Below are 12,112 nucleotides of genomic sequence, written 5' to 3' on the forward strand. Positions count from 1 at the left end.
ATCGACGTTGCCACGGCGAAGCTGCGCCCCTGCCCCCAGCTATTGCGATAGGCCGATCCGGTCGGGGCAATGATATATCCCTGGTTTAGAAGATTGACCGCATTGAGCTGCAAGCTCAACTGACGGGAGAAAATCCTGGGGACCGTCCAGGAAATGAAGGCGTCGACTGTTCCGTAACCCGGAACCTGAAAACTGTTATCCAGGGTCGCAGCCCTTGTCCCAACAAGATGAACACCCCCGCCAGCGCGCATCGTGATGGTACGCCAGGGGAGATTCCCGGCCCAGGTCAGGAACACGCTTCCGCTGTTTCTGGGTACACCGATCAGCTGATGTCCTTCGGTGGCGGCGGTGTCACGTATTGTTCGGGCATCTGTCCAGGCATAGGCGAGGATGGCGCTCCAGTGACGCGTCAGCGCACCGCTCAGGCTCGCCTCGAACCCTTTCGAGCCCGCCAGTCCGGTCAGGCGCTGCACAAGATTGCCATCGGTGTCGAGGCCAGCTGCCTGCAGCACATTTTTCTTGCGGATATGATACAGCGCAAAATCCGCCGTCAGACCGTGATCCTCATAACGTCCGCCGACCTCGAACTCACGCCCTGTGGTTGGCTTGTATCCGCCTTCGAGCACGCTGCCTGCCGAGAGCTGATTGGCTCCGAAGGATTGTGAGTAATCGCCGTAAAACGAGATGGTCCTGAACGGCTGCCACACCAATGCCGCGAAGGGGAGTGGTTTCGTATAGGAGGCATCGGTGGTCTGAACAAAGGGAATACCACTGCCATAACGTAGCCCGAACCACTGATAGCGCACACCGCCACTGGCAATCAGACTGCCGGTCAGGTGGATATTGTCCTTCACATACCCTGAGGCAGAATTAATATTCTGCTGCAGATTGCTGTTCGCCGCGTTCACGCGGCCGATGGGCGCCAGCCCGCCATAGACCGGATTGGCCGGGAAAAATCCCCCCTGATTGGCCGACTGGTAGAAATTTCCCTGATCCTGGTTCCGGTTTTCGTAGTCGATACCGGCCGTGATTTCGTGACGCATACGCCATAAGGTGTGATCGCCCAGATAATCGAACGCCACACTGCCATTTGCCCGGATCGTTCCCCCATTGGCGCGATAACGGCGCATCAGGACACCCGTACGCGATGAGTAGCTCGATGGATCGGCCTGCCTGTCGTGATAGTCATCACGATTATAGCCCCCAGAGAGACGCAGGCGGTCATGCGTATCCAGGCGATATCCGAGATGGCCGGCGATAAGATGACGCGCCCCGAAGGACGCGGTCCAGGGCTCATCCAGACGCTTCTGCGGCCCTGAGATCGGGTTGCTCCCTGCGAAGACGGCACCGCGGTCGAGAACGTTGTCGTAATCGACATATTCATAGGCCAATGAACCATCCCAGCGCTCCTGACGCCAGTTCAGTGTGGGCGCTAAGAGGATCTGCCTGTTGGCACCGAAATTGCGCCAGTAATTCTCGTTCCGGTAACTCCCGATCAGGCGGACGGCGAACCTCTGACCGAGTGGGCCGGTGACGTCGACGTGACCATTCCCGCCACCAAGCGAACTCCACTGCGTGCCGAACCCGGCACCCCATCGCCTGAAATCAGGTGCTTTTGTCACCACATTGATCACGCCGCCCGGCTCCTGCATGCCATAGAAAAGCGACGCCGGCCCCTTGAGTATCTCCACCCTCTCGGAGGTATCGCCTTGGTAATTCCGCCCTATGGGCATGCGTATGCTGTCACGCAGGATCGATCCGTCGTCGATCGCCCCGAAGCCACGCTTGATGAGGGCATCCTGCGTCCCGCCAAAATTATTGCCGATCGCCATGCCGGGTACATATTTGGCCATGTCTTCCATGGTCTGGGGGGAGAAATCCGCGAGGGTCTGACGGGTCACGACATTGGTCGTCTGTGTCTGCTGCAGAAAGGGTGTAGGGCGTTTGTCGCCCATAGAGCTGTCCGATGCTGCATAACTGCCGCGTGCACCGATAACGGTCAGCACTTCGTGGCGCCGTTCCGCCGCATCCAGCTTTCGCTGCGCGCGCATGTGTTCTGAGCGGCTGGCAACAATCCCGCTATTCCTGCCCCCCGTTTCTGGCACCGCGTCATCCGCGCCTCCCGCCGTTACCCCTCGGCCACCCTCCATGGGTGAGTCACGCGCCAGCGCCTCTGACGGCATCATGATGCCCAAAGCTGCAACAAGGACGATGCCGGTACCCGGAAGATACGTCCCACGATTCGGGTTGCGAATGTTTCTCATTCGCTAATTCGTGACACGGATCGTGACATAACGAAACCGTGAGTCACGCTTTCGAGAGCGTGTTTTCCTTAACAAATCATGACCGGAGCCATGGGGGGGAAACGTTCCTGTCGCTCCCTGTCAGAGCGCAAAAGGATGGATGCGCCCGTCCCCAGGACTTTCTCAGGACCGGTAAAGGTAATCCCGGGTCAACGGGACGGCATCGATATCGGGAGTAAGCTGTAGCTGGAAATTCATATGGCCCTGCAGGCGGAATGAGAGCTCAGCCCCGACGAGATAGAACTCGAACATCCGACAGAAACGCTCATCATACAGCGCCCTGATCTGGTCGCGATTGGCCGCGAACCGTGTGCGCCAGTGCTTGATCGTTTTCGCGTAATGCAAGCGCAGGATCTCGCAATCCGTAACCCAGAGACCCGCACGCTCGACCGAGGGCAGAACCTCGCTCAAGGCCGGAGAATAGCCACCGGGGAAAATATATTTATCGATCCAGGGATTGGTCGATCCCGGCTCGTCCATACGCCCTATCGAATGGATCAGGGCCACGCCATCAGGCTTCAGTGTTTTGCGCACGGTGCGAAAATAGGTGTCGTAATGGCCGATGCCGACATGTTCGAACATGCCGACCGAGACAATACGATCATAACGCCTGTCGAGCTTTCGGTAATCCATCAGCTTGAAGGAGACCAGCCCATCCAGTCCTGCGGCACGGGCACGCTCACGCGCGACCTGGAGCTGCTCCTGCGAAAGCGTGATGCCTGTCACCTTCGCTCCATAGTCGCGCGCAAGAGTCAGCGCCATGCCCCCCCAGCCACAACCGATATCCAGCACATCGAGGCCGGGCCGGTCGAGCATAAGCTTGGCAGCGATATGGCGTTTCTTCGCGAGCTGCGCGTCTTCCAGCGTCATGTCGTCGGAGGTGAAATAGGCGCAGGAATACTGACGGTCCTCATCGAGGAAGAGGTCGTACAGCTTTCCGTTCAGATCGTAGTGATGCGCGACATTGCGACGGGAACGCCGCTGCCCGTTCCACTGCCTGAGGAACCGCGTGAAGAAACGGGCCTTTTCCTCGAAGCGGCTGAGCATGTGATGACTGTCGTGGATATTGAGCATGAGCACGCTCAACACATCCTCGAGTGTGCAGTCGACCGAGACGATCGTGCCATCCATCCAGCCTTCGCCAAAAGCGAGGCCCGAATTCAGCAGCAGAGCCCTGAGCGCCTTGTCGGTCCGGACGTGAATGGTGGCGCTGGGGCCAGGCCGCGTGCCCTTGTAGAAACGCCTCTGGCCTTCGGGCAGGATAACGTCGAGTGCGCCGGCACTGATAAATCGCTTCAGAACCCGGTCCAGCAGAAATATCATGGTTGATCCCGCTCTTTCCACATCAGTTCAAGTAATTGAACGAGGAAATCAGCAGACCGTCAACAGGGCACAATAAAACAAAACCCGGCTACCAGAGGCAGCCGGGTCTTGCAGTCAGTCGCGGAAATGCGCGTCTTTTCAGACGGCGGCGCCTTCGACTTCACCTTCGGTCGCGGCGTCTTCGCCCTCGACTTCGGTTTCGAGAACGTATTCGTCCTCTTCAGCGACGATGGCTTCGCCACGTGCCTGACGCTCGGCTTCTTCTTCCGAACGGGCAACGTTGACGGTCACCGGAATCGACACTTCCGGATGCAGGTCGACACGTGCCTCGACCAGACCCAGCAGCTTGATGGGCTCGGCCAGAACGACCTGGTTACGACCGATCGTGAGACCGGCTGCCGTTACGGCAAGCGCGATGTCGCGGGTCGTGACGGAGCCGTAGAGGCTGCCGCTGTCACCAGCCTGGCGGATGATGACGACGCTCAGGCCGTGCATACGCTCGGCAAGACGCTCGGCCTCTTCGCGACGCTTGAGGTTCTGGGCCTCGAGCTGGGCGCGCTCGGTTTCGAAACGCTGGCGGTTCTGGGCATTGGCGCGAAGCGCCTTGCCCTGCGGCAGCAGAAAGTTGCGCGCATAACCGGGCTTCACGCGGACGATCTCGCCCATCTGGCCCAGATGCTCAACGCGCTGCAACAGGATGACTTCAGTCTGTGACATGCCTGTCTCCTCAGTTCATCACGTAGGGGAGCAGGGCAAGGAAGCGGGCACGCTTGATCGCCTGCGCCAGCTCACGCTGCTTCTTGGCCGAAACCGCCGTGATGCGGCTCGGAACGATCTTGCCGCGCTCGGAGAGGAAGCGGCTCAGCAGACGCACGTCCTTGTAGTCGATCTTCGGCGCGTTGGGGCCGGAGAACGGGCAGGACTTGCGGCGGCGATAGAACGGACGACGGGCGCCGACGGCAATGCGACGGGCGGCCGGGTTGATTTCGTTGGTGTTCTCGTCAGACATCGCGATTACTCCGCATCCATCTCGGCACCCTCACGGGCGCGGTATTCTTCACGATCGTCGCCACGACGGCCGCCACGGCCGCTGTCGAAACGACCGGCAGGCTTGGAGTTGCCACCACGGAAATTGCCACGATCGCCTCGATCATCGCCCTTGCGGGACAGGATCGGAGACGGGTCCTGTGTGATCTCCTCAACGCGCAGCGTGAGAACGCGCAGAACGTCTTCGTTCAGGCTCAGCTGACGCTCCAGTTCGCGGATCTGGTCCGGACGGGCATTCAGGCCGAGAAGAACGTAATGGCCCTTGCGGTTCTTCTTGATGCGGTATGCGAGCGAACGCAGACCCCAGAATTCGCGCTTCTCGATGGAACCGCCATCCTGGGTGAGGAGGGTTTCGATCTGCTCGACGAGGGTTTCGACCTGCGCCTGCGAGATATCGTTACGTGCAATGAGCACGCTTTCGTACAACGGCATATGAGCTCCCTTCGGATTGCTTCAACCCAACCATCCGACCGGGACCGGTCGGATCAGCGCCTCTTCCACAAGGCTCGGGTATAGCCGGGACGATGCCTTCGTCCGGCAGGGAAAGGCGGCATAAAGCACAGATACCCGTGCAGGGGCAAGGGTTTTCCTGCATTTACCTGTGACGTCAGACGCCGTGTTTCCGGTCAGGGACCAACTGGACGACGGTAGATTTCAGATCCTGGGTGCCAGAAGATGCGCCGGCAGCGTCAGACCCAGATCATTAGGCACAGCCCAATGTTCTTCCTCGACCATGATCGGCACGAACCCGGCAGCCTTGTAGGTTGGCAGCGCATTGGGGTGATCGGCGGTACAGGTATTGACCCGCATCACGCGCGTCTGCTTCTGCCAGCCATGGCTGATGGCCGCAGTCAGTAATTTGCGCCCGAGCCCCTTGCCCTGCGCGCCCGGCACAAGACCGAGATAGGACAGATAAGGCGTTTCGGGCTTGTGCAGATCGAGTTCGAAGAACCCTGCGACCCCTTCGGGCCCCAGAAGCCGCCAGATCTCGGTTTGCCGGGAGGAAATGATGCGGTGCAGGGTATCGTGAGGCATCATGTACCGCATCCACCAGCAATGCGGTGCGCCGACCAAACGATACAGCGCCAGATAATCCTCAACACCCGGATGCCAGCGCTCCAGGCGATAGCTCTCGGGCCAGCCTATATGGGCCGATGGCGGCGGCCTGAGACGCTCGAGAAACGTCACCTCGACCGTGACTTCGGTCGTGGGACGCTCAGGTACCGTCTCAAGCCAGGGCTCCATGAGCCGTTCCCGCCGATCAGTTGTCGTCGAGGAAGGAACGCAGCTTGCGGCTGCGGCTCGGGTGCTTGAGCTTGCGCAGCGCCTTCGCCTCGATCTGGCGGATACGCTCGCGGGTCACGTTGAACTGCTGCCCGACTTCTTCCAACGTGTGATCGGTATTCATGCCAATACCAAAGCGCATACGCAGCACACGTTCTTCACGCGGGGTGAGCGAGGCCAGAACGCGCGTGGTTGCCTCGCGCAGATTGGTCTGGATCGCGGCATCCAGCGGGATGACAGCGGTCTTGTCCTCGATGAAATCACCCAGATGGCTGTCTTCCTCGTCACCGATCGGGGTTTCGAGAGAGATCGGCTCCTTGGCGATCTTGAGCACCTTGCGCACCTTCTCGAGCGGCATACCCAGCTTCTCGGCCAACTCTTCAGGCGCGGGCTCGCGACCGATTTCATGCAGCATCTGACGCGACGTGCGCACGAGCTTGTTGATCGTCTCGATCATGTGCACCGGGATACGGATGGTGCGCGCCTGATCGGCGATCGAGCGCGTGATGGCCTGACGGATCCACCATGTCGCATAGGTCGAGAACTTGTAGCCGCGACGATACTCGAACTTGTCCACCGCCTTCATGAGGCCGATATTGCCTTCCTGAATCAGATCCAGGAATTGCAGACCGCGGTTGGTGTATTTCTTGGCGATCGAGATCACGAGGCGAAGATTGGCCTCGATCATTTCCTTCTTGGCACGGGTCGTGTCACGCTCGCCACGCGACACCACGGCATAGACGCGACGGAACTCACCGACCGGCAGGCCGGTACTATGCGCCAGATCGGCCACCTGATTACGCAGATCGATGATCTGTTCAGCATAGCGCGTCGTGAAATTCTTCCACGACTTGCCGGAGAGGGCCGAGACAGAGGCCAGCCAGTTGGGGTCGAGTTCGTAGCCGCGATATTTCTCCAGGAAGTCGTCACGCGACACGCGGCAGCTTTCTGCCATACGCAGCATGCGGCCTTCGAGGTTGTTCAGACGCTGGAACTGCACCTTGAGCTGGGTCACCAGCTCCTCGATGCGGTTATTATGGAGATGGACCTGCTCGACCATCTTCACGAGCTCCATACGAAGCGTCTCGTATTCCTGCTCGGAGGTACCGCTGCTTTCGGAACCGCTGGTCAGAGTCTCGATACGGCGCACCTGCAAAGCGCGCAGCGTGTCGTAAAGCGGCTCGATCGCCTCGAAATGGGCGAGAATTTCGGGCTTGAGTTTCTCTTCGAGCGCAGACAGCGACAGGCCGGAGCTTTCCGGGTCGCCGCCTTCTTCGTTTGCGGGCTCCTCGTCGAGATTATCCTCGCCTTCTTCCCCATTCTCGCTCTCTGCGGCTTCCTCCTCGGAGGGACCGCCCTGCATGGCTTCAAGATCGACGATGTCGCGCAGCAACATCTCGCCTTCCTTCAGCTTGTCATGCCAGGAGATGATGGCGCGGAAGGTGAGCGGGCTCTCGCACAACCCACCGATCATTTCATCGCGACCGGCCTCGATACGCTTGGCGATGGCGATTTCGCCCTCACGCGACAGCAGCTCGACGGAACCCATCTCGCGCAGATACATGCGCACCGGGTCGTCGGTGCGGCCTGCACTCTCGCTCACATTGCCGGTTGGGGATTCTTCGGATTCCTCAGCCTCTTCCTTTTCCTCGGATTTCTCCTCGGCTTCGTCGGAATCCTCGTTTTCCTCGTTCTCGACGACCTGGATTCCCATCTCCGAGAAGATCGCCATGATGTCTTCGATCTGTTCCGAAGACATCTGGTCCTGCGGCAGGACAGCATTCAGCTCGTCGAACGTGATATGGCCGCGCTCACGTCCCTTGGCGATGAGCCGCTTGACCGCACCGGATTGCGTGTCGAGGACATTGGTATCGCCGTCCTGGTCCTGCGCGTTCCGCTCCGTTCCCGTGGCCGCTTTCGTCGCCATACCCTACTCCCTGCTCCCGCACGCCCTATCGAACGCCGCACTTAAAACCAGCCATGAAAGAAACGCGCTTGGCCAGCGCTCTGCAAGCACAGACCGCCGACCCGCCCGCCAGCCCTGAGGCTGACCTCTCTTCCAATTGCGATCCACCAGCGCGAGCGCCAGCAATTTCGGCATCGTGCAGGTGGGCGATACGCGCTCCGAAGTCAAGGGTGGGGGCCGCTCTTTTCGATTCGCACAGACAGGCGTGACCGGCGTTATTCCGCGTTATCATGCCCCGTTCTCACGGTGGAGGAACCCCTTCACCCCTGCCTGGGCATTCCCGGCAAGCGTGATCTCACTCCTCCTCGTCCCCCTCCTCGCCACGGCGCAAACGGTCCAGTGTACGCAATCGTACGAGCAGCGTTTCAGGCAGACCTTCGAGCGCGGGATTGGCGAGGGCGGCCTGCATATCCTGCTCGACCTCACGCACAAAGGCAGGGAAATTGACCAGCCCGAAAAAATGCCACCATTGCTGGATGGGCTCGAGACTGAACAATCCGTTCTTCTCGGCCTGAGCGGGAGGAACCACACCGCGCTCCAGAAGACCGCGCGCTTCAGCGCCGAGCCCGTCCTCGTCGAGCGCTGCAAGACAGGCCTCTGACGTGAGCGCTTCGGGATGACTGTCTCCAGAGTGACTGTCTCCGGAGTGACTGTCTCCCTGGGCACCGAACCAGTCCAGAACAGCATCGCGCAGTTCATCGAGCGGATGAGGCAGATCGAGGCGCCCATACGGGTCCTCGATCTGAGGCAGGATGGCGGGATGACGGAGCACCAACGTGGACAGAAGACGCAGCCGCTCCAGCGCGCCGCTCCCGACCTCGATCGTTCGGGATCTGTCCTGTCGCGCATTATTGGCCGGCCCACCCTGCCCCGATGAACGCCGCCCTGACATGCCGCGCCCGGGGCCGCCTCTCCCGCCGCTTCGTTGGGCGGAGGCAAAAAAGCGATCCATCAGCGCGCGTCGATACTCGGACGCCAGGTCCTTGTCTGCAATCAGGGCCGCGGAGGCCTCAAGCCGCTTCTTCAGCGCCGCGCGTTGTTCGGGCACGTCATGCTGCACCCCAGACAGCATGAGCTGGAACAACTCATCCGCAAGCGAACGCGCGCCATCAATCACCTGACGCATGGCTGGCGGGCCATCGCGACGGATCAGACTATCCGGGTCGTCCTTGGGGTCGAGGCGACAGAATTTCAGACTGCGCTCAGGCGACAGCAGGGGCAATGCCAGTTCAGCGACACGCAGCGCAGCGCGCGCACCCGCCGCATCGCCATCGAGACAAAGAACGGGATGGGATGCTTCACGCCAGAGCAATTCGAGCTGCTCCACCCCCATCGCGGTACCGAGTGGCGCCACAGCGGCCTCGAACCCCGCCTGAGCAAGGGCGATGACATCCATATAGCCTTCGGCCACGATCAGGGTCTGGCCGGGATCACGCAAGGCGTTACGCGCCTGATCCAGATTGTAGAGGGCGCGGCGCTTGGAGAAGAGCGCCGTCTCGGGGCCGTTCACATATTTGGGCTGGGCATCACCCAGCGTACGGCCTCCGAAAGAGATCAGCTTGCCGCGGCGGTCGCGTATGGGGAACATCACACGTGAGAAGAACAGCTCACCCCTCGGTGCGCCATGCTCATCCACGCGCATCAACCCGGCCTGCATGAGCTGATCCGCCGTGATGTCCTGCCCGCGCAGGGCTTCCAGAAGGGCGCCGCGCCCCTCCCCCGCCCAGCCCAGGCCGAAGCGCTCGATGGTGGCATCTGTCAGGCCACGACGACGCAGATAGGCCAAGGCCTGACGTCCGGCCGGGGCGTAAAGCGCCTGACGATAAACGTTCTGCACGGCTTCGAGCACATCCCCCAGAGAGCGGGCCTCACGGGAGCGGGCTTCCTGCCTCGGGTCCTGACGCGGCATGTCGAGCCCGGCCTCATTGGCCAGTTGCTCGACCGCCTCGGGAAAGCTGCGCCCCTCGCTCTGCATGACGAAGGAGATCACATCGCCATGCACCCCACAGCCGAAACAGTGAAAGTGATCGTCATACACATAGAAGGAAGGCGTCTTTTCCCCATGGAAGGGGCAGCAGGCCTTCCAGTTACGGCCCGAACGGCTGAGCTTGGTGCGACGCCCGATAACCGCCGCAATGGGGGTGCGGGCGCGCAGCTCGTCCAGAAAACCGGGATCGAACGCCATGCTTCAGCCTGCGCTCAGGAAAGACGGGCTTTGACGACGGGATTCACGCGGCCCATATCGAGCGCGCTGCCGAACTTGGCTTTGAGCACGCCCATGACCTTGCCCATTTCCTTCATGCTGGTGGCACCGGCCTCGGCGATGGCGGCGTCGATTTCGGCATTCAGCGTCGCCTCGTCCATTTCGGGCGGAAGGTAGGTCTTGATCGTCTCGATCTCTGCCTCTTCCTTCTCGGCCAGCTCGGGGCGACCGCCCTCGCGATACATGGTGGCCGATTCGGTGCGCGACTTGATCATGCTGCGCAGCATCGGGAGGATGTCCTCATCCCCGACTTCCTTGCCATTGGCGCGCGCTGCAACATCGAGGTCCTTGATGCGCGCAGTGATTCCACGGATCTGGGCCACGCGGTCCATTTCCTTGGCCTTCATGGCGGTCTTCAGATCGTTCGAGATCGTCTCTCTCAGGGACATTGTCTTTCCTTTCCCGGCTCTGGCGCAACGGCCAGTCCGCATTCTCGCCCTCAGCGCGCGGGAATATTTTTCCCACATTTCGGGCCACCTGAAGGAGTGGGAAAAAACTTCCCATTCCTCTCTCAAGCGCCTATCTAGCATCAAGACCACGAGCGTCCGAGAGAAAAGGACGGGAGGACAGCCATGGACATCGAAGAGATCATCGAGAAGGCAGGCGGCGCCGAGGCGCTGGCAGGCCTGACCGGCGTCGGCACCGAGGCCATACGCAAATGGCGCCAGTCGCGTGCCATCCCCGGCAAGCACTGGGCGGCACTGCTTCGCCTGCCCGGCATTTCCCTTTCGGACCTCGATCCGCAGACGCCTCAGGAGGATAGACCGACCGTGACCGATACCTGCCCTGAAGGCGCGAATGCCGCCCTCGTTCTGGCCGATGGCACCGTGTTGTGGGGCGTCGGCTTTGGCGCCCATACCGATGGCGCCGCCATTGGCGAGCTCTGCTTCAATACCGGCATGAGCGGCTATCAGGAGACGCTCACCGATCCGTCCTTCGCCGGGCAGATCGTGACCTTCACCTTTCCGCATATCGGCAATGTCGGCACGAATGCCGAGGATGACGAGGCCCAGCGCGTGGCCGCACGCGGCGTGGTGGTCAAGGAAGACGTGACCCTGCCCGCCAACTGGCGCTCGACCCAGACCCTCGCTACGTGGATGATCGGCCAGAACCTGCCCGGCATCTCGGGCATCGATACGCGCCTGATCACCCGCCGCCTGCGTGATGGCGGCCCCCAGACCGCCGTGCTCGCCTTCCCGAAGGACGGCCATTTCGACCTTGGCGCCTTGCGTACGCAGGCCGTTTCATGGCCGGGGCTGGAAGGCATGGATCTGGCGAAGGACGTCACCTGCACCCAGAGCTATTCCTGGGAGCTGGGCGTCTGGCAGAAGCCTTCGGCAGAGCGCAGCACGCGTCGCCGCGTGGTAGCCGTCGATTACGGCGCCAAGCGCAACATCCTGCGCTGTCTCGTGACGGCTGGCTGCGACGTAACCGTGGTGCCTGCCACCGCAACGACAGAAGAGATCCTGCGCCACAACCCCGAGGGCGTGTTTCTTTCCAATGGCCCCGGTGACCCAGCCGCGACCGGCGTTTACGCCGTCCCCGCCATTAAGGGCGTGCTGGATGCGGATATCCCCGTCTTCGGGATCTGCCTCGGTCATCAGCTTCTGGCTCAGGCGCTTGGGGCGAAGACCTACAAGCTGGAGCGTGGCCATCGTGGCGCCAATCAGCCAGTCAAGGACCTCGCTTCGGGTCGCGTGGAAATCACCAGCCAGAATCACGGCTTTGCGGTGGATGACAAATCCCTGCCAGAAGACGTAATCATCACCCATACCAGCCTGTTCGACGGCTCGAATGAGGGCATTCGCAGCACGAAGCTGGATGCCTTCTCGGTGCAGTATCACCCCGAAGCCAGCCCCGGCCCGTCGGATTCATTCTATCTCTTCGAGCGTTTCGTCGCGCTCATGGACAAGAAGGCAGCCTGAT

10 protein-coding genes are annotated in these 12,112 nt (G+C 61.1%); 1 reads left to right on the forward strand and 9 read right to left on the reverse strand.

What is annotated here, in order from left to right:
* From AA0535_RS14335 to AA0535_RS14375, 9 genes are all read right to left on the reverse strand, one after another.
* Positions 1-2,264, reverse strand: a 2,264-nt coding sequence (locus AA0535_RS14335; protein ID WP_264817338.1) for a TonB-dependent receptor, incomplete at its 3' end; no start/stop codon positions are given.
* A gap of 162 nt (positions 2,265-2,426) precedes the next feature.
* A complete protein-coding gene (locus AA0535_RS14340; RefSeq protein ID WP_264817340.1) occupies positions 2,427-3,626 on the reverse strand; it encodes an SAM-dependent methyltransferase in 1,200 nt (399 codons plus the stop codon).
* Positions 3,627-3,764: 138 nt separating this feature from the next.
* Positions 3,765-4,343 carry a 50S ribosomal protein L9 gene (rplI, locus tag AA0535_RS14345; protein WP_264817341.1) on the reverse strand — a complete coding sequence of 193 codons (579 nt, stop codon included), beginning with the start codon at positions 4,341-4,343 and terminating at the stop codon, positions 3,765-3,767.
* Positions 4,344-4,353: 10 nt separating this feature from the next.
* Positions 4,354-4,635 carry a 30S ribosomal protein S18 gene (rpsR, locus tag AA0535_RS14350; protein WP_023977644.1) on the reverse strand — a complete coding sequence of 94 codons (282 nt, stop codon included), beginning with the start codon at positions 4,633-4,635 and terminating at the stop codon, positions 4,354-4,356.
* A 5-nt stretch (positions 4,636-4,640) separates the two neighbouring features.
* Positions 4,641-5,105, reverse strand: a complete 465-nt coding sequence (gene rpsF / locus AA0535_RS14355; RefSeq protein ID WP_023977643.1) for a 30S ribosomal protein S6 — start codon at positions 5,103-5,105, stop codon at positions 4,641-4,643.
* 222 nt (positions 5,106-5,327) lie between these two features.
* Positions 5,328-5,918 carry a GNAT family N-acetyltransferase gene (locus tag AA0535_RS14360; protein WP_264817342.1) on the reverse strand — a complete coding sequence of 197 codons (591 nt, stop codon included), beginning with the start codon at positions 5,916-5,918 and terminating at the stop codon, positions 5,328-5,330.
* A gap of 16 nt (positions 5,919-5,934) precedes the next feature.
* Entirely contained in the window at positions 5,935-7,884 is a 1,950-nt protein-coding gene (rpoD, locus tag AA0535_RS14365) for an RNA polymerase sigma factor RpoD (protein WP_264817343.1), read from the reverse strand.
* A 334-nt stretch (positions 7,885-8,218) separates the two neighbouring features.
* Positions 8,219-10,108 (reverse strand): DNA primase, encoded by a 1,890-nt coding sequence (dnaG, locus tag AA0535_RS14370; protein ID WP_264817344.1) that lies wholly within the window; start codon positions 10,106-10,108, stop codon positions 8,219-8,221.
* A 14-nt stretch (positions 10,109-10,122) separates the two neighbouring features.
* Entirely contained in the window at positions 10,123-10,575 is a 453-nt protein-coding gene (locus AA0535_RS14375) for a GatB/YqeY domain-containing protein (RefSeq protein WP_127102790.1), read from the reverse strand.
* Between the two features lie 183 nt (positions 10,576-10,758).
* Here AA0535_RS14375 and carA point away from each other — a divergent pair, with 183 nt between their 5' ends.
* Positions 10,759-12,111 (forward strand): glutamine-hydrolyzing carbamoyl-phosphate synthase small subunit, encoded by a 1,353-nt coding sequence (carA, locus tag AA0535_RS14380; RefSeq protein WP_264817345.1) that lies wholly within the window; start codon positions 10,759-10,761, stop codon positions 12,109-12,111.
* The last annotated feature ends 1 nt before the right edge of the window (position 12,112 follow it).

It is taken from the genome of Asaia krungthepensis NRIC 0535, from assembly GCF_025995175.1.
Taxonomy (GTDB): domain Bacteria; phylum Pseudomonadota; class Alphaproteobacteria; order Acetobacterales; family Acetobacteraceae; genus Asaia; species Asaia krungthepensis.

Coding starts and splice junctions, on each gene's coding strand:
- AA0535_RS14360 (WP_264817342.1), bottom strand. CDS start 5,918: ATGGAGCCCTGGCTTGAGACGGTACCTGAGCGTCCCACGACCGAAGTC.
- carA (WP_264817345.1), top strand. CDS start 10,759: ATGGACATCGAAGAGATCATCGAGAAGGCAGGCGGCGCCGAGGCGCTG.
- rplI (WP_264817341.1), bottom strand. CDS start 4,343: ATGTCACAGACTGAAGTCATCCTGTTGCAGCGCGTTGAGCATCTGGGC.
- rpsF (WP_023977643.1), bottom strand. CDS start 5,105: ATGCCGTTGTACGAAAGCGTGCTCATTGCACGTAACGATATCTCGCAG.
- AA0535_RS14340 (WP_264817340.1), bottom strand. CDS start 3,626: ATGATATTTCTGCTGGACCGGGTTCTGAAGCGATTTATCAGTGCCGGC.
- rpsR (WP_023977644.1), bottom strand. CDS start 4,635: ATGTCTGACGAGAACACCAACGAAATCAACCCGGCCGCCCGTCGCATT.
- dnaG (WP_264817344.1), bottom strand. CDS start 10,108: ATGGCGTTCGATCCCGGTTTTCTGGACGAGCTGCGCGCCCGCACCCCC.
- rpoD (WP_264817343.1), bottom strand. CDS start 7,884: ATGGCGACGAAAGCGGCCACGGGAACGGAGCGGAACGCGCAGGACCAG.
- AA0535_RS14375 (WP_127102790.1), bottom strand. CDS start 10,575: ATGTCCCTGAGAGAGACGATCTCGAACGATCTGAAGACCGCCATGAAG.